Here is a 22,694-nt window from a genome sequence, read left to right as displayed (position 1 = left end):
CTTTCTGGTAGCAGAAGGTGACTCTTTTGCGTATGTAATGGAAGACAACGCGCCGTATATCTGGACATCTAGGGGCGGCAGAAATTATGCGTCGAAGGTAATCTCTACAGACTGCATATTTAATACTATGGCTAAGCACGTGTATAAAGTTTGAAAGGAATAGAAATGCACCAAGGCATCATGAAAGCCTGGCTCGAATCATCTCACTTAAGTGGTGCAAATTCGACCTACGTAGAAGAGATGTATGAAGCCTATCAAGAAGACCCACAGTCAGTCGCTGATGATTGGCGTGCGGTATTTGATAATCTCCCTCCTGTGAACGGTGCCTCTGTTGATGCGCCTGAAGCTGCTCACTCAAAAGTACGTGATTATTTTCGCAGTTTAGCGTTAGAAGGACGCCATAAGAGCTCTGCTCGTGTGACGGATCCTGAAATGGATGCTAAGCAAGTTAAAGTCCTGCAGTTAATTAACGCCCATCGTTTCCGTGGTCACCAAGGTGCTAACCTTGACCCGCTTGAACTGTGGAAACGCGAACCCGTTGCTGATTTAGATCCTGCCTTCCACGGCCTGACTAAAGAAGACATGGATCGTGAGTTTAATACAGGTTCTTTTGCTCATGGTGGCGAAACCATGAAGCTCGCGGATTTGGTAAAAGCGCTGAAAGCCACCTACTGTGGTTCTATCGGTGCTGAATATATGCATATTACCGATACCGATGAGAAACGCTGGATCCAACAACGTCTCGAACCTTCCTTAGGTAAAGCTAACTACGATAAAAGTGTTAAGACACGCATTCTTGAAGGCTTAAACGCCGCAGAAGGCATTGAAAAATACTTAGGTGCTAAATTCCCTGGTGCGAAACGTTTCTCGTTAGAAGGCGGTGATGCGTTAGTGCCTATGATGCGCGAAATTATTTATCGTGCAGGTGAAGCGGGTACTAAAGAAATCGTCGTCGGTATGGCTCACCGTGGTCGTCTGAACGTGTTAGTGAACGTGTTAGGTAAGCGTCCTGCTGAACTGTTTGACGAGTTCGCGGGTAAGCATGCTGATACCCACGGTTCGGGTGACGTTAAGTACCACCAAGGTTTCTCCTCTGATTTCGAAACGCCGGGCGGCAATGTGCATTTAGCACTGGCCTTTAACCCATCGCACCTTGAAATCGTTAACCCTGTGGTCATTGGTTCTGTACGTGCCCGTCAAGACCGTCGCGGTTGTAAGGATGGCTTACAAGTCATGCCTATTACTATTCACGGTGACTCTGCAATTGCGGGTCAAGGGATAGTACAAGAGACATTCAACATGTCTCAAACTCGTGGTTTTACCGTCGGCGGCAGCATTCGCATCGTAGTGAACAACCAAGTGGGTTTCACGACTTCTAACCATGCGGACACTCGTTCGACTGAATACTGTACTGACATCGCTAAGATGGTTCAGGCACCGATTTTCCACGTTAACTCTGATGATCCAGAAGCCGTTGCTTTTGTGTCGCAGTTAGCCGTTGATTATCGTAACGAGTTCAAACGTGATGTGGTGGTTGAATTAGTGTGTTATCGCCGTCATGGCCATAACGAAGCCGATGAGCCAAGTGCAACTCAGCCGCTGATGTATGCCAAGATCAAGAAACACCCAACGCCACGTAAGATTTATGCGGATAAACTAATCGCTGAAAACGTGATGGCTGCTGATGATGTGACTGGTCTTATCAATAATTACCGTGATGCATTAGATCAAGGTGATTGTGTGGTGAAAGAATGGCGCCCAATGACGCTGCATTCTGTTGACTGGACACCGTATATCGGTCGTGAGTGGGACGAAGCGTATCAGGCATCTATGTCGGCTGAGCGTTTACAAAGTCTTGCTGACAAAATGAGTTATGTGCCTGAAAGCCATCCATTGCAATCACGCGTTGCTAAGATTTATAGCGACCGTTTAGCAATGGCGAAAGGCGAGAAGCCACTCGATTGGGGCTTTGCAGAAACCTTGGCTTATGCCTCGATTCTGGAAGACAACAAGCGTGTACGTATTACGGGTCAAGATTCTGGCCGTGGCACTTTCTTCCATCGTCATGCGGTATTGCACAATCAAAACGATGGCACGACTTACATGCCACTGCGCAACATCGCCGATGAGCAAGGCCCAGTTGATATTACTGACTCAGTATTATCTGAAGCCTCAGTGCTGGCCTTTGAGTATGGTTATGCGACAGCAGAACCCGGCGGCCTGACCATTTGGGAAGCTCAGTTTGGTGACTTTGCTAACTGTGCTCAAGTGGTTATCGACCAGTTCTTGTCATCGGGTGAGCAGAAGTGGGGCCGTTTATGTGGTCTGACTATGCTGTTACCCCATGGCTATGAAGGTCAAGGCCCTGAGCATTCAAGCGCCCGTTTAGAGCGTTTCTTGCAAATGTGTGCAAACCACAACATGCAAGTGTGTGTGCCTTCTACGCCGGCACAGGTTTACCATATGTTGCGCCGTCAAGTGGTGCGTCCTATGCGTCGACCACTCATCGTTATGTCGCCTAAATCATTGCTACGTCATCCATTAGCGGTTTCAAGCTTGGACGATTTAGCCAATGGTAGTTTCCAAAACGTGATCGGTGAAATCGATACGTTGGAAGCGAGCAAGGTTGACCGCGTTGTCTTCTGTAGTGGCAAAGTGTACTTCGAGCTACTGGAAAAACGTCGTAGAGAAAATATCACTAACGTAGCGTTAATCCGTGTCGAACAGTTATATCCGTTCCCACATGATGAAATGATCGTTGCTTTGGCTGATTACCAACATGTTAAAGATTTTGTTTGGTGTCAGGAAGAGCCACAGAACCAAGGTGCTTGGTACTCTAGTCAACACCATTTCTGGGCCGCGGTTCCTGCAGGTGCACAGTTAACTTATGCCGGTCGTGAAGCGTCAGCTGCGCCAGCATGTGGTTACCCTGAATTGCACGCACATCAGCAAGAATCTTTAGTGAACAGTGCCCTGAAACTTACAATCACACTGTAGTAATAGACATTTTATAAAAGGATAGTTTTTCATGAGTATCGAAATCAAGGTACCCGTACTACCAGAATCTGTTGCCGATGCCACGATTGCCACTTGGCATGTGAAAGTGGGCGAGCAAGTTTCTCGTGATCAAAACCTGGTTGATATTGAAACCGATAAAGTGGTTCTTGAAGTGGTTGCGCCAGAAGATGGCCACATTGGCGAGTTTTTGTTTGAAGAAGGCGCCACTGTTCTGGGTGAACAAGTGATCGCTAAATTCATCGCCGGTGCTGTATCTGGCAAAGAAGTCACTAAAGCGCAAGCTGAAGCGGCTACGCCTGCAGCTGAAACCAGCGATGAAAGCAGTGATGCGTTAAGCCCATCTGTACGCCGTTTACTAGCTGAGCACAATGTTGATGCTAGCAAAGTAAAAGGCACAGGTGTGGGTGGTCGTATTACTAAAGAAGACGTTGAAGCTTTTGTTAAGTCTGCGCCTAAAGCAGCGGCGCCAGCACCTGCTGTGGCTCCATTAGCGGCTGGCCGTAGCGAGAAGCGCGTGCCAATGACACGTCTGCGTAAGACAATCGCTAACCGCTTGTTAGAAGCGAAAAACTCTACCGCTATGCTCACGACGTTTAACGAAGTGAACATGAAGCCAATCATGGATATCCGTAAGCAATACCAAGATATCTTTGAAAAGCGCCACGGTATCCGTTTAGGCTTTATGTCTTTCTACATTAAAGCCGTGACTGAAGCGCTGAAACGTTTCCCAGAAGTGAACGCGTCTATTGATGGCGATGATATCGTTTATCACAACTACTTCGACATCAGCATCGCAGTATCAACGCCACGTGGTCTGGTAACACCAGTGTTACGTGACACTGATACCATGAACTTAGCTGAAATCGAAAAAGCGGTTCGTGACTTAGCCCTTAAAGGCCGTGACGGTAAGCTGACTGTGGCTGACATGACTGGCGGTAACTTCACTGTGACTAACGGTGGCGTTTTCGGTTCACTGATGTCTACACCAATTCTTAACCTGCCACAAAGCGCGATTTTAGGCATGCATGCCATTAAAGATCGCCCAATGGCAGTCAATGGTCAGGTTGAAATCCTGCCCATGATGTACCTGGCACTCTCATATGACCATCGTATTGTTGATGGCCGTGAGTCTGTTGGTTTCTTGGTGGCGATTAAAGACTTCCTAGAAGACCCAACTCGTCTGCTGCTTGATCTGTAAGACAACTCGCTAAGAGTTTGCGCTTAAAGAAATAGCCAGACATACCCTCGTGACTGGCCCAAACGGGCCAGTTGGATTTGATTAGAAGTATACGGATAGATCATCATGAATTTGCATGAGTATCAGGCAAAATCCTTATTTGCCGAATATGGTTTACCAGTGTCAGAAGGTTTTGCATGTGATACAGCCCAAGAAGCTGTAGAAGCGGCAGGCCATATTGGCGGAAATTTATGGGTTGTTAAGTGTCAAGTACACGCAGGCGGCCGCGGTAAAGCGGGTGGCGTTAAAGTCACTGGCGATAAAGAAGAAATCAGAGCCTTTGCCGAACACTGGTTAGGCAAAAATCTGGTGACTTATCAAACTGATGAGAAAGGTCAGCCAGTTGCTAAAATTTTAGTAGAAAGCTGCACCGACATCGCTAACGAACTGTACCTAGGTGCCGTTGTTGACCGCGCGACTCGTCGCGTTGTGTTCATGGCGTCGACTGAAGGTGGTGTTGAAATTGAGAAAGTGGCAGAAGAAACGCCAGAACTCATCCACACTGCAATCATCGATCCTTTGACTGGTCCACAAGGCTATCAAGCACGTGATCTTGGCTTCAAGTTAGGTTTAAACCCAACTCAAATGAAGCAGTTCACTAAGATTTTCATGGGTCTGGCGACTATGTTCGTTGATCATGATTTCGCATTGCTTGAAATCAACCCACTGGTTATTACCACTGAAGGCAACCTACACTGCCTAGACGGTAAAATCGGTATCGACGGTAACGCACTTTATCGTCAACCAAAAATCAAGGGCATGCACGATCCATCACAGGATGATGCCCGCGAAGCTCACGCTGCTAAGTTCGAACTGAACTATGTAGCATTAGACGGTAACGTTGGCTGTATGGTGAACGGTGCTGGTCTGGCTATGGGTACTATGGATATCGTTAACTTGCACGGTGGCAAGCCAGCGAACTTCCTAGACGTAGGCGGCGGCGCGACTAAAGAACGTGTAGCAGAAGCTTTCAAAATCATTCTGTCTGACAGCAATGTGAAAGCGGTTCTGGTTAACATTTTCGGCGGTATCGTACGTTGTGACATGATTGCAGAAGGTATCATCGGCGCGGTTAAAGAAGTGGGCGTTAAAGTACCAGTTGTGGTTCGTTTAGAAGGTACTAACGCTGAACTTGGCCGTGAAGTATTAGCTAAATCAGGTCTTGATATCATTGCAGCTACCAGTCTGACTGACGCGGCTGAGCAAGTTGTTAAAGCTGCGGAGGGCAAATAATGTCTGTCTTAATCAATAAAGATACCAAGGTAATTTGCCAAGGTTTCACTGGCGGTCAAGGTACATTCCACTCACAACAAGCTATCGATTACGGTACGCAAATGGTGGGCGGTGTGTCTCCTGGTAAAGGCGGTCAAACTCACTTAGGTCTGCCAGTGTTTAACACTGTGAAAGACGCTGTAGCTGCTACTGGCGCGACTGCTTCTGTGATCTATGTACCGGCTCCTTTCTGTAAAGATGCCATTCTTGAAGCTATCGACGGTGGCATTGAGCTTATCGTTTGTATCACTGAAGGCATCCCTACACTGGACATGCTGCAAGTTAAAGTGAAGCTTGAAGAAACTGGCGTTCGCATGATCGGCCCTAACTGCCCAGGTGTTATCACCCCAGGTGAATGTAAGATCGGCATCATGCCAGGTCACATCCACTTAAAAGGCAAAGTGGGTATCGTTTCTCGTTCAGGTACTCTGACCTATGAAGCGGTTAAGCAAACGACTGATGAAGGTTTCGGCCAATCTACTTGCGTAGGTATTGGTGGTGACCCAATTCCAGGTACTAACTTCATCGACGTATTGGAAATGTTCCAAAACGATCCACAGACTGAAGCGATCGTGATGATCGGTGAAATCGGTGGTAACGCTGAAGAAGATGCGGCTGCTTACATCAAAGCACACGTGACTAAGCCTGTTGTGTCTTACATTGCTGGTGTAACTGCACCTGCTGGTAAGCGTATGGGCCATGCTGGTGCGATTATCGCTGGCGGTAAAGGTACTGCAGAAGACAAATTTGCTGCATTAGAAGCAGCTGGCGTGACGACTGTCCGCTCGCTAGCTGATATTGGCAAAGCGCTGCGTATTCGTACAGGTTGGTAAGCTAACCTTACGATTATAAAAGGCGCCTAAGGCGCCTTTTTTATTGGCTGTAAAATACTAATCGGATTGTGATAGGTATAAGTTGCAAAACACAGTAAATGATAGGAATGGGATTGAGCTAACATCATGAAGACTAGATATTTTTTCTTCTACGGGTTAGATTGATGCTTCTCTGCTCGGCAGTCGCCTGCGCCATGGGCGAGCATAGCGTGAGTAGAGCCATTAACCATGAGCCAAGTGCTTATGGCTTCAGTGCTGTTTCTGCAAAATATCTTGAATTCAAATTTATATCACACGGTTGCAGCCTTTCGCTGTGAGCGTATTTGTATTATGGGGCTTACCGCATTGGGGGAGGGTAAGCCACTGAGTCGATGTTAGCCACAGTAACGGCTTGAACATCACGTTTCTTTACGAGGGAAAGACTGTGAAAACACCTAAAATCATTATTTCGGAAATCGACTTAGAAAGACTAGAGCGATTATTAGAGTCACTGCCGGCAAATGCGTTTCCGGGCAAAGCGGCATTGGAGGCTGAATTAGACAGAGCCGATATCGTGCCTGCGTCGCAGATACCAGCGAATGTGGTGACCATGAATTCGGAAGTGAAATTTAGCGTTTCATCCAGTAATGAGACTTTCTGTTTACGGTTAGTGTATCCAAAAGACGTAAACGGCGCGGGCACGATTTCTATTTTGGCGCCAGTGGGGAGCGCATTATTAGGGCTGTCACAAGGCGATGAGATTGAATGGCCAGGCCCTGGTGGTTCCATGGTAAAAGTGCGTATTGAAGAAATATTGTATCAGCCTGAGCGCAGCGGTGATTTTCACCGTTAAGATTTATATATTGGACATACACTGGCGTAGTATCGTTGACCTTACGCCAGTGATGACAATGCTAACGATTGGCTGATGTGTTAAGCGATCCATTCTTGAAGGAGTAAAGATGATAACCCAAACTGAACGGTTAATTATTCGGCCATTTACCGAGCAAGATTGTGAAGCCCTGTATTTGATGAACAGTAATCCGGCGATGCTGAAATACATTCCCACTGCCGCTTTTACGTCTCGCGAGCAGGCGGTTGAGTTATTTCACCAGGTGATCCAAGGCGATTATCAGCAACATGGTTTTGGCCGTTGGGCGGTAGAACACAAAGCCGACAAGCGTGTGATCGGATTTTGTGGTCCGAAATTTATCCCAGAATTTAATGAAGTCGAGTTAGGTTATCGTTATTTCCCTGAGTATTGGGGTACTGGGATTGGTACAGAGGCTGCATCTGCTGCATTAGCCGAATTTAAGCGCTTTGGGATTGAGCAGACGATTGCACTTATCTTAGAAGGAAATCTCGGCTCCGAAGGCGTGGCTAAGCGCGTTGGCATGCACTGGCGTGAGCAAAATGAGTTTATGGGGCATACAGTGAATATCTACGCCAAGGTGTTATAGCGGTTTGCCTGTTCACATCATCCAATAAAAAACCAGCCTCAGGCTGGTTTTCTGTGTCACGCTGATGAAAGCAAAAGTCGACTAAGCGTCGTTATGCTCACAGGTATCATTGGTGCAAGTGCCATACAAATATAGGCTGTGATTCGTCAGCTTAATGTTGTGTTTCATGGCAATTTCATCTTGACGACGTTCAATCATATCGTCAGAAAATTCAATTACTTTGCCACATGATAGGCAAACTAAGTGATCATGATGATGCTGAGTCGAGAGTTCGAAAACGGCTTTACCGCTTTCAAAATGGTGACGACTGACAATACCTGCATCATCAAATTGGTTTAACACACGGTAGACGGTGGCTAGACCAATTTCTTCACCCAAATCGAGCAGCTTCTTGTACAAATCTTCTGCGCTGATATGTTGGTTTTCAGGCCCTTGCATCAGTTCTAGGATCTTGACTCGTGGCAGGGTAATTTTCAAACCCGCTTTTTTTAGCGCTTGATTTCCATCTGTCATTGCTAATCTCTTGATTGCAGAACCAATAGGTTCATCCGTGGATAGTGTTTGCCATTATAGGGGCTCAGGTTGAAAACTTAAACCTTTGTTCTGGCTTTATGGGGCGATATGCAGATAAATTGTGTCAATAGGCGTTAAATCACAATATTTTACGGCAATTCAAGCATAGTTTTTGTATGGTTATACCAAGGAATAATATTCACGGCCGCCAAAGTCAGTGAGAATAATTCAAATAAATAAAATAATAAGGAATCGGCATGTACCAGCAAATTGTGGTGTTAACCGGCGCAGGGATCTCTGCAGAGTCGGGATTACGCACCTTTCGCGATCAAGATGGTCTGTGGGAAGAACATCATATTGAAGACGTGGCTACGCCAGAAGGGTATGAACGTGATGCTGAGCTTGTGGAACGCTTTTACAATAGTCGTTGGCAGCAATTGCACAGTGGCACAGTTGAGCCCAATGCGGCACACCTTGCCTTGGCTAAGTTAGAGGCAGAATTTCAAGGCCAGTTATTGGTGGTGACCCAGAATATTGATGATTTGCATGAGCGTGCGGGTTCACGTCGATTGCTGCACATGCATGGCGAACTATCTAAAGGGCGCTGCCCGCGCTCACGTCAGACCTTTATTCTGCGTGAGCCTTTTGGTGTCGATAATTGTTGTACCTGCTGTATTCCTGCCCAGCGTTTACGCCCCCATGTGGTATGGTTTGGCGAAATGCCCTTAGGGATGGATCGTATCCACGATGCGCTGGATAACTGCGACTTGTTTATTGCCATTGGCACCTCTGGTACTGTGTATCCTGCCGCGGGCTTTGTGGATACCGCTAATCATCACGGTGCGCAAACGGTTGAAGTAAATATGATGGCACCCGATAGACACAGTCAGTTTCAATACCATCTGACTGGCAAAGCGGGGGAGTTAGTGCCTCAGTTGGTCGAGACTATTTTAGCGGGCCGAGTGATTGGCAGTGAGTCGAATGCATGAGTGATAAAATCGCGATAATTATGCGTGGTTTACCGGGCAGTGGTAAGTCACATTGGGTTGAAACTTATATCTTTTCTCTTCCTTTAGAAAAAGCCATTGGCGTGCGCCAACGCGGCGTATTTTCGACCGATAGTTTTTTCTATCACCAAGATGAATACCGCTTCGATGCCAAGAAGTTACCTGAGTACCATCAATGTAATTTGACGGGGTTTATTCAGGCGCTGTCTTCAGGCGAGCCCGTGGTGATTTGTGACAACACTAATTTGTGCCGTTGGGAATACATGGCCTATGAAGCGGCGGCAAAAGCCTTAGGTTATCAAGTTAAAATTATACTTGTGGGCGAACCGAGCAATCCTGCTCATCAGTTGGAATGCGCAAAACGTAATCGTCATGGCGTGCCTTTGGCGCAAATTCAACGTATGGCAAAGGTATTTGAGGATTTTTAATCTAAGTGGCTTATCATCATGAGTGCCGTGACGCTTTTGTCGCAGTAAATCTGATTAGGCCCTTTACTTTACCTATGGCCTGCGATGTTTTCGTCCTGTCATTTTTTGTTCTGTAACAAGGCTGTTGTACTCTGTTTCAAACCACTGCTTTTGCATACTGTTACTCGTCATTTTCCTTATCTCTTTGACCATGAGCCTTAAGCTTGATCCCAAAGACAGTTTATCCACTTAAGTCAGCGTATGATGGTCAATGTATAATGCGCGAACTTATGTGTGGCATTGACGAGTTAATGCTCGATTTTAGTTGGCATTTATTAATTCTTGCGCGCAGGCTAAGTACATCAAAGGAAGGGGCCATGCTCACTAAAATTTTACTGACAGTCTTAGTCATTGCTGGCGCTTGGTTTTTGCTGATGAAGCGCCAGCGACAAATTGTGCCTCAGGCCGCGAATATCAGCACTAAACGTTTAAATGAATCCCTGTGGCGTCGTTATTTACTCACAGGCGTGTTTGTGGTGCTCGGACTGAGCGTGCTCAGTTATAGTGTTTGGTATTGGCGCGATCAGCACAAAATAGTCACGGTAAGAATCGTGTCACCCAATGCCGACAATAACGGCGAGTATCGCGTGCGCAAAGGCGATATTTCAGATTCGAAAATGGTGACGCTCGATGGCATCCATATTCGCTTTTCGACCCAAGAACGGCTGGCAATCATCGAGACCGATTAAGGCATATTTATTTTACTAAATTATCTTTCGCGCCTTTTCATTGCCAACTTATGCGGTAAACTAGCGACAATTTTTTAGCCTGCACTTAAGTGGGATCGTTAACTTAAGTTTTTTTCAGGAGGACAAATGATTACTGCTTATGTGTATGAAAATCGTCACCTTACCGTGACAGAGCTCGGCATACTGGACAGTATTCCCGCATCGACCATTTGGTTAGATCTGTATAAACCCGATGATTCGGAGCGAGAATGGTTAAGTCATTTTTCTGTTGAAGAAGTGCCTGACGAAGAAGATATCAATGAAATTGAGGCATCGGCACGTTTTTATCAAAACAGCGATGGCCTGCATATCAATTCGTTATTCCCCCAGCGTGTCGGCCAAGATGTGCGTGGCGTTAACGTGTCCTTCAACCTTCGCACCAATTTTTTACTGACAATCCGTGAAGAAGACGTGGGTCTTATCCGCTTGCTGCGTAACTATTTACGTTTGGGCCGGTTAGATGTGTCGACGCCGCAGGAACTGTTTCTCGAATTATTTAATCTGAAAGTGGATTATCTGTCTGACTTAATCGAAGACGTTTACACAGTTCTCGAAAATGTCGGTGAGCAAGTATTTGATAACGATGAGCTTGATGATGTATTTAAGCTTATCACTCTGCAAGAGGACTCCAATGGTAAAATCCGTTTGAGTTTGCTCGATACCCAGCGTTCACTGCGTTATATGCAGCGTTACTATCGTGGCCAGCTATCCGATGAGCACTTGAAGGACTTGCGGGAAATGTTGTCGGATATCGAGTCGCTGATGCCCCACAGTCAGTTTATTTTCGATAAGTTAAACTTTTTGCTTGATGCGGCCATGGGTTTCAGTGGTCTACAACAGAACAAAATCATTAAAATCTTCTCGGTTGCCGCTGTGGTGTTTCTGCCGCCGACCTTGATTGCCAGTAGTTATGGGATGAACTTTACCAGTATGCCTGAGCTTGAGTGGCAATACGGTTACCCGATGGCGATTGTGATGATGTTAGCCAGTGCCGCCGGTACTTACTTCTTCTTTAAGCGCAAGCATTGGTTATAAGTCAGGTGCTAGTAGCGTTGGTTTCTCAAATTAAAAAATAAGGGTCGAATGCAATATTCGACCCTTATTTTTATCACTGCTATTTAATCACGTTTATTCAATGACTTTTACCAACGAGTTTGACTCGATGACTTTGATTAAATGCATGAAGCCCGTTAGGCATGAATCGCTAAGCCTATTAACTCAATCACTGTTTACGACTATCGCCGCCAAAGTAGTAACTCACCCGTTCGCGGGGATTAAGGTACTCGTGGACCTTTTCGGGAAGCGCCGCAGGCGGTAAGCAGCGCACTATGCTGATCCCTTCAATCTCTAAATCAACGATAGGCGCTTGATCTTTAGGGACTAACGCATCGTAAACCAATATCTTAGGGCATAGCAGCTTGCTTAAGTTAACTGACATCACCATGGCATATTGACCGCTGGATAATTCCACCACACTGCCAGGAGGATAAATGCCTAACATCTTGATCATCTTGCCAATATATTCTTGATTTAGCTTAGTCTTGTATTGCTTGTACAAATGCCCCAGAGCGGCATAGGGCATTCTGGCTTTGCCCTGTTGGCTTGGGTAACACAGGGAATCATATTCGTTCACTACCGCAATCAATTGCGATAGTTTGTCTAACGCCTCTTCCTTTAAGCCTTTGGGATAACCACTGCCATCAAGACACTCATGATGATTGGTGATGGGAGCTAAGGCCGCTTGGGGGAAATTATCGGCTAATTTGAGCAGTTCTATCCCAAGTAACGGATGCTGCTTGATGAAATTAAGCTCTGGCGCCGACCAAGGGGTCGATTTTTTAAGAATTTGTGGCGGGACTTTTAATTTACCCACGTCGTGGAATAGGGCACTGAGACCCACTGTTTCAATCTCACTTCTATCCCATTCGAGTTCTTTGGCGATCAGCATAGAAAGAATCGCGACGTTCAAAGAATGGTAGTAAATGCTTTCATCTTGCTTAGCATCGCTCATTAAGTGCAGCACTAAGTTATCTGAGTTGAGCAGCTGCTCGACTATGGTATGGACCAAATCTTTAGCGTCATCGACTGCATTTAAGGGGCGATTACGCAGCTTAGAAATGAGGCTGCGCATCATGGCGACCGAGCGGGTAAAGTTTTGCTCGGTTTTATGAATGTCGCGGCGTAATTTCTTTTGCACTTCGATTTGTTCAGCTTTGTACTGATCCATGTCGTTTTTAAGCACATTGATCTCAGCACTTGGCGGCAGTTTGATTGGGTTGACCGCATCTGCATGTATCGGGGCGACGTCACTGCGCTCTAAATCGACGATGACATGTTCGATGCCCAGATTTTTAATCAACTCGATTTGCGCAGCTTGTTTAATATGAAAGCTACTGAATAAAAAGGGATGATCTTTCCAAGCCACGGGCAAACGCACAAAGTTGCCGACTTGAAGTTGATGGACTGAGACTTTACAGCTTTTTTTCATATTCTTGTTATCGTGAAGCCTAATGTGGGTTATTTTATCTCAATGATGCTGCTTTACAATTACTTAACTAACATGTCAGCATAGTAAGCCTAGAAAGTAGCCAATCCATTGAGGAAGTATGGACTTTATTGAAGTATACCCTAATGCGTTGCCGAATGACTTGTGCGACCGTCTCATTCTGGCATTTGAGCAACATGCTGGCGTTGTCGATGGACAAACGGGCAATGGCGTTGATCTGGAGAAGAAGATCAGCCGCGATTTGACCTTAGATAGTTTCGCTGACTTGCAGCCCCTCAGAAACGAACTCTTAGGTTATACCTTAAAGGGCGCGGTAGATTATTTCACAAAGTATTCAATGGCGTTAATGGGCGCGGTCGCTGTGTCTGTGAGTGATGCACAAGGCCAACCTGTAACGCTAACCCCTGCTAATTTTGCAGCGCTGGGTGCGCCTAGAGCTGATGGCTTAGTCAAGTATTTGTATCGCAGTGGCAGTATTAATGTTCAAAAGTATCAGCAGAATAAAGGCGGCTATCCCCACTGGCATTCGGAGCAATTCCCGCAGAATGGTCACAATGAAGCCTTGCATCGCGTCGTGCTTTACATGTTTTATTTAAATGATGTGGAAGAGGGCGGTGAAACAGAATTTTATTATCAGCAACGTAAAATTTCCCCGAAAAAAGGCACTATGGTGATAGCACCTGCGGGATTCACTCATACGCATAGGGGCAATAAACCCGTGAGTGGTGACAAATACATTGCCACCTCTTGGATCATGTTCAATCGAGCTGAGCAGTTATACGCTGTGATTCCCTGATAAAGTTCAGTATCCACATAGTTACACATCCTTGTTTTAACTATTTGTATTTGGTTATTTTGTATTTAGCCTTTGTTGTGAGCTATCCCTGTCCTTAAACAGGGATACGGATCCTAAAGAGTGCACCTTCTAAGCGGCTTTCCTCAATTTTTAAACTACCACCGTAGCTGTGAACGATTTCATCACAGACGGCTAATCCGATACCTTGTCCTGGTGACTGGGTATCGGCCCGCACGCCGCGTTGGATAATCTTTTGTCTTAGGCTTTCTTCGACACCTGGGCCATCATCCTCGACAATAAGTTCAAATTCACCTTGTGAACTAATCTTAGCTGATACATGCACTTGGCTGATACATAAGCGGAAAGCGTTTTCCATCAGGTTGCCACACAGCTCCATCAAGTCGCCCTTGTTGCCGGGAAACATCAAGGAGGGAGGAATGCTCGCCGAGAACTGTACTTGCTTATCGCGGTAAATTTTAAATAACATTTGCGCTAGTTGATCGACTAAGGGCGCAATCACAGTCTGTTCTTGCTTCAGGCCTTGGCGGCCTAACATGGCGCGTTTTAATTGATATTTGACCAGCTGATCCATCTGGCTGACCTGTTCCATGATCTTTTCGCTCGCCGATTGTTTACTCAAACTGGCGTCATCTGTGATGGCATGCACAGCCGCTAAGCGGGTCTTAAGACTGTGGGCTAAGTCGTTCATGGCATTTTGATAGCGCTGTTGTTGGGCGCTCGATTGTTGCAGCATTTGGTTGAGTGCTTGAGTTACCCCTTCGAGCTCAACAGGATAACCCTCTGAAAGTGATTTACTCTTCCCTTGGTTAATCGATTGCAGTTCATTCTGCATCCGTACTAAGGGTCGCATTCCCCAATAGGCGGCGCTGACCAATAGAATTAACGCTAAGGCTAATACCATGGCGAGTCGAATATAAGTGCGTTTACTGAACTTACTGTATTCCTGCTCGAGTTTGGCGGCATCTTTGAGGACGAGCAGGTTGTAATGTACGCTAGCAATTTCCACCGCGAGCAGATAGACGAAGTAACCTCTGTCATCGGCCATAGTAAGATAATAGGGCGGGGAGTCGTTGCGAATTTCGTTAAAACGCTCGCAAGTATCAAATAAGCCACGGTCTACCGCGAGGGATGAAGTCCAAACTTGTTTAAATTTTTCATCGCAACTCGCAATCACATAGCGTTCTTGCTTATTATTTTCCTCCAGCCACGCACTGGTATCGGGGATGAGATCGTGCTCCCGCAATTCGGCGGCGACTTGGGGAATTTCGGCAATGAGTTGTGCGGTTTCTTCGTTATAGCTATTTTGCGCATGCAGAATATTAACCATCCATGCGAGACCAAAACCCACTAAGGCAATAATCGATAGCGAGGTGAGAAACATCCGCGTCAGCAGACGTTTCTTAAATTTTAATCTTAGTTGCATGGCAGGTTAAATTTATATCCTTGGCCGCGAATGGTGACGATGGGATTGTCTATCCCATCGCGGGTCAGTTTTTTACGCAGGCGGCTGACCATGACTTCAATCGTATTCGGATCGCCTTCTTTATCGCCATAAATCACATCGAGCAAACGTTGTTTGGCAACCACCTCGTGGCAATGACGCATTAAATATTCGAGGATCAAATATTCAAAGGCAGTGACTTCCATGATTTCATCGCTCAGAGTGACTTGTTTAGCGGCGAGATCGAGTTTTAATTCTCCACTGCAAATCACAGGTTTAACAAAACCTGCGCTGCGGCGTACTAATGCATCGAGTCTCGCGACGAGTTCTTCTTTTTGAAAGGGCTTGACTAAATAGTCATCGGCACCAGCATTAAGGCCTTCGACTTTATCCTGCCAATTAACTCGGGCGGTGAGGATTAATATCGGCGCTTTAAGACCCGCTTCTCTTAGTTGTTCAATTAAGCTAATGCCATCTTGATCGGGTAAACCTAAATCGACAATAGCCACATCGATGGGATAATTCGTGGCTTGATAGAAACCTTCTTTGGCAGTGAGCGCCACTTGAACTTGATTGCCGAGATCGCTTAATTGCACTTTTAAGTGGTGGGATAAAATAGGATCGTCTTCAACAACCAAAATTCTCATAATATACATGCCTTAAAGTGGATGAGCTAAGCCTTAGCAAAGCAGTCTACGCAAAATCATACTGATAACCAAATAGAGTATCAGCATATCTTAGTTGAACTTAACCTTTGCTGACCGAGCAGAACGTGTGGTCAAAATAAGTACTCATTTATTGTTGAATAAGAAAGTTTTACCGATGGAGTGCTAGCGTATTGGTGAATTTCCCCAAGGAGACTTTTGTTTTCTGATCCGCAAAATACCGTTACCACAGATAATTGCACCTAAGGTAAATAGCATCACCGCCATCATAATAAAAGATAATCTTAACCAAGGCGCTTCTTGCGCTAAACGCATTTGTATTACTTCGATCGTCGTAACGCCCCAGACGGCAAAGACACTCACAAATAATAAAGTTTGTAATAAACGCAGTAAGTAAACCGAGTTAAAGAATAAAACTAAGGGCGCAATTGCAAAGGGGATGGCAAAGTTAATCTGTTCATAACGTACGAAGTGGGCACACAATAGCCAGCAAGCTATCAGGATCCAAAGACTTCTCCACCACATTTATTTAGCTCCATTTAACGTATTAAAATAGTAAACACAATGTAGCTAAAAACAAACTGCCATACTATTGGCATGTTCACATTTTGCTAATTGTAGAAAAATTAATTGGGCTAAGTACAGATAAAAGTGTAAACAAAAAGTGCAAACAAAAACGCCCAACACAGAGGCTGGGCGTGATGGGTATTTACCTAAGGCTAGTTAGATCTATCTGAATGATGAACTTGCTCATCAAAATTTCTAGCAACCTTACCCGCTTGAGTGTCGTTAAACACTTGCTCGTTAAATTCACCTTCAGATTTCGCAATGACCACAGTTGCCACACAATCACCGGTGACGTTTACTGCGGTACGTACCATGTCGAGTAGGCGATCAACACCTATAATCAGTGCAATACCTTCAACCGGTAAACCAACTTGATTCAGTACCATGGCCAGCATGATAAGTCCAACACCCGGAACGCCAGCTGTACCAATTGATGCTAATGTCGCTGTCACAACGACGGCGGCATAATCGGTGAGCGAGAGTTCAATGCCAAAAACCTGGGCGATAAACACTGTGGCCACACCTTGCATAATTGCAGTGCCATCCATATTAATGGTCGCACCTAAGGGGAGCGTAAAGGCAGCAATCTTATTATCGACCCCTAATCTATGCTCAGAGGCTTCTATGGTAATCGGTAAAGTGGCATTTGAACTTGCTGTTGAAAAAGCAAACAGCTGCACATCACGCATTTTACGAATGAAAATAAAGGGATTGAGGCCTGAGAAGAGTTTTAGAAGTGTAGGGTAAACAATAAACGCATGGACCAGTAAAACACCGAGAACCACGAAGAAATATTTAACTACGCTACCAAAGGTTTCTAAACCGAGCGTTAATGCAAGTTTTGCCATCAGCGCAAACACACCATAAGGTGCCAGCTGCATGATCAGTGTCACGACGCGCATGATGACTTCATTTAAATCCTCAAACAAAGCCGCAACGCGTTTACCTCGCTCACCAATATGGGCAATCGCAAAACCAAAAATCACCGCAAAAATAATGATTTGTAGCATATTGCCTTCACTCAATGCCTGCATCGGATTGGTGGGGACTATATTGATAATCACGCTTGAAAGACTTGGCGCTTCTTTGGCGATGTACTCCATTTTCTCTGTAGCCAGTGAAGCGTTCCCAGGATGTATAAGGACTGCACTGACAATCGCAACCACGAGAGCAATAGCGGTGGTGAATAAATAGAAAGCGAGGGTTTTGCCCCCTAAACGGCCCAATTTAGAAGGCTCACTCAGTGAGCAAGTTCCACAGACTAATGAAATAAAGACTAAAGGAACCACCAACATTTTTAAGCTGGAGATGAAAATGGTGCCGATAACATGTAAGAAACCTTCGGTAATATAGTCTTTTACGATATCGCTTTCTGGAAAGGCATTGCGGAGTAGGAGACCTAAGGCAATACCTGTTCCCATACCGATCAGAATTTTACTTGTAAGGCCGAGTTTATTTTTTATCGAAATTGCCATGGGGAGTCCTGTGTGTTTTTTATACATTCTATTTTTTGGCGCTCACAAGACTAGCAAGAAAACGGCGAAGATGAAATGACAAATAGCGTTAAAGTATTTATGTTATTTGTGAAATAAAATAAGGTTCTAGTGGGTAAAATGCGTGAAAATTGTGTAATGTTAGCCTATAAGTAATAAGCGTCTAGCTTAAGTATCATCATCAGAGTAACAGGGAGCCTGACAATGAAGTCAGCGTATAAGGTTTTTCTCGCAGGATTGTGTTCATTTTTTTTAATTGCATGTGGTGGAGGAGGCAGCATCTCCGATGATGGTGGTACAACGCCTGATCCCGTTACAATATCCGTTAAGTTATCGGTAAGTGATCCCCAAGTATCGTATGCAAAACCTGCGACACTTACGGCCAAAGTATCTGACTCAAAAGGTAATAATCTAAATACATTAGTATCATTTTCCTTAAACAATAATACTTATGGCTCTTTTAGTTCTTCAACCGGTCAAGTCGCAACAAATTCTGATGGTGTTGCAACGATACAACTTTTCACTGGGGCAATTAATACTGGTGCCACAGTTACAGCAAAGATTAGTACTGGTGAGTTTGCAGAAGTGAATGTAACCATGGTTGGTGATGGGATTGTATCAGGCGATAAGCCGACGGTAAGCCTTGCTGCTAACAATATAGATATAAATGCAGCAACTCCAGCCCAGTTAACTGCAACAGTAAAAGATCGAAGCGGTTTGCCGCTCGTCAACAAACTGGTGAGCTTCTCCTTAAACGATAATACCTTGGGTATTTTTGACCCTGCCACGGGTACGGCGCTAACCAATAGCAACGGTGTCGCGAAAATAACCTTAGCAACGGCGGATATCAAAGGCGCGGCCTTAGTGACTGCCTTAGTGCAAGGTGTGGATGCCGAGCCAGCTTCGCTCGGTGTGAATATGGCCGGTGACGGTAACACTGGAGATGGCTCCGGAATTATCGTGAGTTTATCGTCGAATTTAGGCACGGTAGCCAAAGCAACGCCGGCGACATTAACGGCAACGATTAAGAGTGTAGATGCGACCCCATTAGCGAACAAAATTGTGAGTTTCAGTCTAAACAATCCATTGATGGGAAGTTTTACACCAGACTCAGGTACTGCGTTAACGGATGCAAACGGTGTTGCCAAAATTCAATTAATAACTGCAAATATTGAAGGTGCAGTGAATGTTAAAGTAAATGTGTTTGGTTATGACAGTACTGCCGATGTATCGCTTTATATGCAAGGTGACGGTAATGCGGTAGGGCAAGTGCCACCACCAAAACTAACACTCAGTTCAACTACCACCAACATTAACGCAGCGACCCCAGCAACCGTGACGGCAACGTTACTGGCAGCTGATGGCAGTGCCTTAGCCAACAAGTTAGTGCAATTTAGTTTAAGTAATGCGGCGTTAGGATTATTTGACCCAGAAATTGGCTCTGTGCTGACTGACGCTAATGGTAAGGCAAGCATTAAGCTGAAGACCTTGAATATTCCAGGTGCGGGTTTTGTGTATGCTGACGTAGTAGGTGTGGATGTCGCACAAGCTTCATTGGGCGTCACCATGGCAGGCGATGGCGTAATAGCTGGTAATAAATCCACCATAAGTTTGACTGCGAGTGCGATTGAAATCACTGCTGCGACCCCTGCTGAAGTTACTGCCTTAGTGAAAGATAAAGATGGCCTGCCGCTCGTCAACAAACTGGTGAGCTTCTCCTTAAACGATAATACCTTGGGTATTTTTGACCCTGCCACGGGTACGGCGCTAACCAATAGCAACGGTGTCGCGAAAATAACCTTAGCAACGGCGGATATCAAAGGCGCGGCCTTAGTGACTGCCTTAGTGCAAGGTGTGGATGCCGAGCCAGCTTCGCTCGGTGTGAATATGGCCGGTGACGGTAACACTGGAGATGGCTCCGGAATTATCGTGAGTTTATCGTCGAATTTAGGCACGGTAGCCAAAGCAACGCCGGCGACATTAACGGCAACGATTAAGAGTGTAGATGCGACCCCATTAGCGAACAAAATTGTGAGTTTCAGTCTAAACAACCCATTGATGGGAAGTTTTACACCAGACTCAGGTACTGCGTTAACGGATGCAAACGGTGTTGCCAAAATTCAATTAATAACTGCAAATATTGAAGGTGCAGTGAATGTTAAAGTAAATGTGTTTGGTTATGACAGTACTGCCGATGTATCGCTTTATATGCAAGGTGACGGTAATGCGGTAGGGCAAGTGCCACCACCAAAACTAACACTCAGTTCAACTACCACCAACATTAACGCAGCGACCCCAGCAACCGTGACGGCAACGTTACTGGCAGCTGATGGCAGTGCCTTAGCCAACAAGTTAGTGCAATTTAGTTTAAGTAATGCGGCGTTAGGATTATTTGACCCAGAAATTGGCTCTGTGCTGACTGACGCTAATGGTAAGGCAAGCATTAAGCTGAAGACCTTAAATATTCCAGGTGCGGGTTTTGTGTATGCTGACGTAGTAGGTGTGGATGTCGCACAAGCTTCATTGGGCGTCACCATGGCAGGCGATGGCGGGTCTTCTAAAGTGACCTTACAACTGACAGACAAGAATGGTAATCCAGCAGAGACTATCTCTACAGCTTTCTCCGGCAAGCTTAGGGCTACAGTTATTGGGTTAACTAAACCAGTGATTGTTACATTTGCATCGCCTATTGGTGATTTACCCGTGGTTACCGCAGTCACAAAGCTCATTAATAATGAATGGGTTGCTGTTGTTGATATTTTTGCGACAGATAAGTTGGGTGCAGGATTAGCGACAGCATCACTTGCTGATGGTGATGTTGGTGAAGCTATTGTTGTCGTTGGTGCGACTGACCTTAATATGGGCAGTGGTGATCCGTTTATAGATGGAGTTGCTAGCGTTAGCACAACGCAAATTTCTGCAGGTGGTACAGCTTCCGTCAGCGTCGCTATTAGGGATAATCTTGGCAATTTATACACTCAACCGGTTGCAGTTACCTTTAAATCAACATGTACTAGTCAAACACCTGCCAAAGCTGACCTAAGCTCACCTGTAACCACTATTAATGGTGTTGCTGAATCTCGTTATTTAGCCAAAGGATGTGAGGGGGATGACACAATAAATGTGTCTGCTAATACTGGTGGTTTGACTCTTTCTGCAACTGCATCTATCAATGTGTTACCAGCTAGCGCGGGCAGCATAGTGTTTGTTGATGCCACGCCAGAAAACATTGGTATAAAAGGTACAGGTGGTAGTGAGTCCTCAACGTTACGCTTTAGAGTGTTAGATACCAATGGTAATCCTGTAGCTAACCGAGATGTCAGTTTTAAATTGAATAATCTGTCGGCAGGTTTGGGGTTAATTCCAAACTCGGCTAAGTCAAATAACGAGGGGTATGTGCAAACAGTGGTTAACTCTGGCACCGTTGCCGCCACAGTAAGAGTTACCGCGAGTATTGACGGTACAATCCCATTAATCTCTAGCCAATCCAATGTGCTTGTGGTTTCTACCGGTAAACCTGATCAAGATAGTTTCTCTTTATCTGCTTCAGAACTTAACATAGAAGGTTGGGAGCATGATGGTGCTCAAGTCACTATTACCGCCCGTTTAGCCGATGCCTTTAACAACCCTGTGCCTGATGGTACAGCTGTGGTGTTTACCGCTGAAGGTGGTTCGATTGACAGTTCTTGTCGAACTTCAAAAGGTGTATGCTCAGTGGTTTGGACCAGTCAGAATCCTCGCCCTGTAGGAGTCGATGGTAATGGACCTTTGTATGACGCAAGTGGTGCACAAATTAATGATCCTAATGCAGCGTTGAAGGAAGAAACTAATTTTGATGGTGGTAAATATTTCGGCAACCATTTTGGCCAGCCCTATGGTGGTCGGGTGACTATTACTGCAACCGCGATTGGTGAAGAGTCATTTGCGGACTTAAACAGCAATAACATTCTCGACACAGATGCTGAATTTAGTTTATTCGCTGGTTTGCCGCCCAATTGTGGCCGCGATAATAGTGGTGAATGTTATGATCTTACTGAGGCATTTGTTGATCATAATGAAGATGGTTTATACACGCCTGCTTATCCAAAGAATGGTTCAACAGATGCATCAGGTGATCGAGAAACTTTCATTGATTTCATTGATCCGGTAAGTCCAACTGGACAAGGAGTCTTTAATGTAGCGGATGGTGAGTACAGTGGTGTTCTATGTGATGATTCAGCTGCCTCATTAGTCAAATGTAGTCCTCAAGCATCAATTTCTGTTCGCCGTTCATTAGTGTTAGTAATGTCAGGGAGTGTTGCGATAGCAACCCGTATAGAAAATGTTCTGATACAAGATAAAGACGCTGGTAATCCACAGATTGATATAGGAATTAAAGGGACTGCTTCTGTAGCCTTTACTATTTCAGACATCAATAATCAGCAAATGCCAGCAGGCTCCGTTATTAATGTTAAAGCGACGGGGGCTACAGTAACTAGCTCAACAAGTATTATATGGCCAAGTACAAATTATAATGGTGGTCGTGAAGTTGGCGTTAGCTTAAAAGGTGGTGACGAACCTGATTCTGGGAATTTAATTGTCACCGTTACTACACCAGATATAAAAGGTGATAATGGGGATATCGCTGGAACGACGAGTGAGGTTTTAAATATTCCAATTGTTGTTAATTAGTCTTTAGTTAGTTTATAAAG

Annotated in this window: 18 protein-coding genes; 12 read left to right on the top strand and 6 right to left on the bottom strand. The window is 45.2% G+C overall.

What is annotated here, in order from left to right; translation table 11 throughout:
- The first annotated feature begins 165 nt into the window (after window positions 1–165).
- The 6 genes from sucA to MO387_RS08085 all read left to right on the top strand — a co-directional run bounded on the left by sucA (window position 166) and on the right by MO387_RS08085 (window position 7,799).
- Window positions 166–2,997: a 2-oxoglutarate dehydrogenase E1 component gene (gene sucA / locus MO387_RS08110; RefSeq protein ID WP_242326190.1), complete on the top strand. Its 2,832-nt coding sequence runs from the start codon at window positions 166–168 to the stop codon at window positions 2,995–2,997.
- Window positions 2,998–3,028: 31 nt separating this feature from the next.
- Window positions 3,029–4,216: a 2-oxoglutarate dehydrogenase complex dihydrolipoyllysine-residue succinyltransferase gene (odhB, locus tag MO387_RS08105; protein ID WP_012587457.1), complete on the top strand. Its 1,188-nt coding sequence runs from the start codon at window positions 3,029–3,031 to the stop codon at window positions 4,214–4,216.
- 105 nt (window positions 4,217–4,321) lie between these two features.
- Window positions 4,322–5,488: an ADP-forming succinate--CoA ligase subunit beta gene (gene sucC / locus MO387_RS08100; protein ID WP_006081976.1), complete on the top strand. Its 1,167-nt coding sequence runs from the start codon at window positions 4,322–4,324 to the stop codon at window positions 5,486–5,488.
- Window positions 5,488–6,360 carry a succinate--CoA ligase subunit alpha gene (gene sucD, locus MO387_RS08095; RefSeq protein WP_006081975.1) on the top strand — a complete coding sequence of 291 codons (873 nt, stop codon included), beginning with the start codon at window positions 5,488–5,490 and terminating at the stop codon, window positions 6,358–6,360. Before sucC ends, sucD begins: the two co-directional genes overlap by 1 nt.
- Before the next feature lie 424 nt (window positions 6,361–6,784).
- Complete coding sequence (rnk, locus tag MO387_RS08090) at window positions 6,785–7,192, top strand: nucleoside diphosphate kinase regulator (protein ID WP_242326189.1); 408 nt, start codon at window positions 6,785–6,787, stop codon at window positions 7,190–7,192.
- Window positions 7,193–7,301: 109 nt separating this feature from the next.
- Window positions 7,302–7,799 carry a GNAT family N-acetyltransferase gene (locus tag MO387_RS08085; protein WP_242326188.1) on the top strand — a complete coding sequence of 166 codons (498 nt, stop codon included), beginning with the start codon at window positions 7,302–7,304 and terminating at the stop codon, window positions 7,797–7,799.
- Window positions 7,800–7,880: 81 nt separating this feature from the next.
- On the opposite strand, the gene fur is transcribed toward MO387_RS08085, so the two are convergent.
- Entirely contained in the window at window positions 7,881–8,312 is a 432-nt protein-coding gene (gene fur / locus MO387_RS08080; RefSeq protein ID WP_006081972.1) for a ferric iron uptake transcriptional regulator, read from the bottom strand.
- A 257-nt stretch (window positions 8,313–8,569) separates the two neighbouring features.
- On the opposite strand from fur, the gene cobB reads away from it, so the two are divergent.
- The 4 genes from cobB (at window position 8,570) to corA (ending at window position 11,549) form a co-directional block, all read left to right on the top strand.
- A complete protein-coding gene (gene cobB / locus MO387_RS08075; RefSeq protein ID WP_107947888.1) occupies window positions 8,570–9,301 on the top strand; it encodes a Sir2 family NAD+-dependent deacetylase in 732 nt (243 codons plus the stop codon).
- The gene (locus MO387_RS08070) at window positions 9,298–9,747 is read left to right on the top strand and encodes an ATP-binding protein (protein ID WP_242326187.1); all 450 of its coding nucleotides are present in this window, start codon (window positions 9,298–9,300) and stop codon (window positions 9,745–9,747) included. The genes cobB and MO387_RS08070 overlap by 4 nt, the downstream gene beginning before the upstream one ends.
- 356 nt (window positions 9,748–10,103) lie before the next feature.
- Window positions 10,104–10,475 carry a hypothetical protein gene (locus MO387_RS08065; RefSeq protein WP_107947883.1) on the top strand — a complete coding sequence of 124 codons (372 nt, stop codon included), beginning with the start codon at window positions 10,104–10,106 and terminating at the stop codon, window positions 10,473–10,475.
- A gap of 126 nt (window positions 10,476–10,601) precedes the next feature.
- A complete protein-coding gene (corA, locus tag MO387_RS08060) occupies window positions 10,602–11,549 on the top strand; it encodes a magnesium/cobalt transporter CorA (RefSeq protein WP_006081968.1) in 948 nt (315 codons plus the stop codon).
- 187 nt (window positions 11,550–11,736) lie between these two features.
- Here the strand turns inward: corA and MO387_RS08055 are convergent, their stop codons facing one another.
- The gene (locus tag MO387_RS08055) at window positions 11,737–13,002 is read right to left on the bottom strand and encodes an HD-GYP domain-containing protein (RefSeq protein WP_242326186.1); all 1,266 of its coding nucleotides are present in this window, start codon (window positions 13,000–13,002) and stop codon (window positions 11,737–11,739) included.
- A 118-nt stretch (window positions 13,003–13,120) separates the two neighbouring features.
- Here MO387_RS08055 and MO387_RS08050 point away from each other — a divergent pair, with 118 nt between their 5' ends.
- The gene (locus tag MO387_RS08050; protein ID WP_242326185.1) at window positions 13,121–13,816 is read left to right on the top strand and encodes a 2OG-Fe(II) oxygenase; all 696 of its coding nucleotides are present in this window, start codon (window positions 13,121–13,123) and stop codon (window positions 13,814–13,816) included.
- A 94-nt stretch (window positions 13,817–13,910) separates the two neighbouring features.
- Here MO387_RS08050 and MO387_RS08045 read toward each other — a convergent pair whose 3' ends face one another.
- From MO387_RS08045 to MO387_RS08030, 4 genes are all read right to left on the bottom strand, one after another.
- On the bottom strand, window positions 13,911–15,260 hold the full coding sequence (locus tag MO387_RS08045) for a sensor histidine kinase (protein WP_107947877.1): 1,350 nt from the start codon (window positions 15,258–15,260) through the stop codon (window positions 13,911–13,913).
- Window positions 15,251–15,925, bottom strand: a complete 675-nt coding sequence (locus MO387_RS08040; protein ID WP_006081964.1) for a response regulator — start codon at window positions 15,923–15,925, stop codon at window positions 15,251–15,253. Before MO387_RS08040 ends, MO387_RS08045 begins: the two co-directional genes overlap by 10 nt.
- A 183-nt stretch (window positions 15,926–16,108) precedes the next feature.
- Window positions 16,109–16,468, bottom strand: coding sequence for a hypothetical protein (locus MO387_RS08035; RefSeq protein ID WP_107947875.1), 360 nt, complete (start codon window positions 16,466–16,468; stop codon window positions 16,109–16,111).
- A 194-nt stretch (window positions 16,469–16,662) separates the two neighbouring features.
- Window positions 16,663–17,985 (bottom strand): dicarboxylate/amino acid:cation symporter, encoded by a 1,323-nt coding sequence (locus tag MO387_RS08030; protein ID WP_107947873.1) that lies wholly within the window; start codon window positions 17,983–17,985, stop codon window positions 16,663–16,665.
- A gap of 222 nt (window positions 17,986–18,207) precedes the next feature.
- On the opposite strand from MO387_RS08030, the gene MO387_RS08025 reads away from it, so the two are divergent.
- Complete coding sequence (locus MO387_RS08025) at window positions 18,208–22,674, top strand: Ig-like domain-containing protein (RefSeq protein ID WP_107947871.1); 4,467 nt, start codon at window positions 18,208–18,210, stop codon at window positions 22,672–22,674.
- Window positions 22,675–22,694: the final 20 nt, after the last annotated feature.

It is taken from the genome of Shewanella sp. N2AIL, assembly GCF_022690845.1.
GTDB lineage: Bacteria > Pseudomonadota > Gammaproteobacteria > Enterobacterales > Shewanellaceae > Shewanella > Shewanella baltica.
Note: the sequence above shows the minus strand (reverse complement) of the source record. Positions and strands in the feature narration are given on the sequence as shown.

What these genes read in the sequence shown, in the direction of transcription:
- sucD (WP_006081975.1), top strand. Translation starts at nt 5,488, where the DNA reads ATGTCTGTCTTAATCAATAAAGATACCAAGGTAATTTGCCAAGGTTTC.
- MO387_RS08040 (WP_006081964.1), bottom strand. Translation starts at nt 15,925, where the DNA reads ATGAGAATTTTGGTTGTTGAAGACGATCCTATTTTATCCCACCACTTA.
- sucA (WP_242326190.1), top strand. Translation starts at nt 166, where the DNA reads ATGCACCAAGGCATCATGAAAGCCTGGCTCGAATCATCTCACTTAAGT.
- odhB (WP_012587457.1), top strand. Translation starts at nt 3,029, where the DNA reads ATGAGTATCGAAATCAAGGTACCCGTACTACCAGAATCTGTTGCCGAT.
- sucC (WP_006081976.1), top strand. Translation starts at nt 4,322, where the DNA reads ATGAATTTGCATGAGTATCAGGCAAAATCCTTATTTGCCGAATATGGT.
- fur (WP_006081972.1), bottom strand. Translation starts at nt 8,312, where the DNA reads ATGACAGATGGAAATCAAGCGCTAAAAAAAGCGGGTTTGAAAATTACC.
- MO387_RS08035 (WP_107947875.1), bottom strand. Translation starts at nt 16,468, where the DNA reads ATGTGGTGGAGAAGTCTTTGGATCCTGATAGCTTGCTGGCTATTGTGT.
- corA (WP_006081968.1), top strand. Translation starts at nt 10,602, where the DNA reads ATGATTACTGCTTATGTGTATGAAAATCGTCACCTTACCGTGACAGAG.
- cobB (WP_107947888.1), top strand. Translation starts at nt 8,570, where the DNA reads ATGTACCAGCAAATTGTGGTGTTAACCGGCGCAGGGATCTCTGCAGAG.
- MO387_RS08065 (WP_107947883.1), top strand. Translation starts at nt 10,104, where the DNA reads ATGCTCACTAAAATTTTACTGACAGTCTTAGTCATTGCTGGCGCTTGG.
- MO387_RS08030 (WP_107947873.1), bottom strand. Translation starts at nt 17,985, where the DNA reads ATGGCAATTTCGATAAAAAATAAACTCGGCCTTACAAGTAAAATTCTG.
- MO387_RS08055 (WP_242326186.1), bottom strand. Translation starts at nt 13,002, where the DNA reads ATGAAAAAAAGCTGTAAAGTCTCAGTCCATCAACTTCAAGTCGGCAAC.
- MO387_RS08025 (WP_107947871.1), top strand. Translation starts at nt 18,208, where the DNA reads ATGAAGTCAGCGTATAAGGTTTTTCTCGCAGGATTGTGTTCATTTTTT.
- MO387_RS08050 (WP_242326185.1), top strand. Translation starts at nt 13,121, where the DNA reads ATGGACTTTATTGAAGTATACCCTAATGCGTTGCCGAATGACTTGTGC.
- MO387_RS08045 (WP_107947877.1), bottom strand. Translation starts at nt 15,260, where the DNA reads ATGCAACTAAGATTAAAATTTAAGAAACGTCTGCTGACGCGGATGTTT.
- MO387_RS08085 (WP_242326188.1), top strand. Translation starts at nt 7,302, where the DNA reads ATGATAACCCAAACTGAACGGTTAATTATTCGGCCATTTACCGAGCAA.
- MO387_RS08070 (WP_242326187.1), top strand. Translation starts at nt 9,298, where the DNA reads ATGAGTGATAAAATCGCGATAATTATGCGTGGTTTACCGGGCAGTGGT.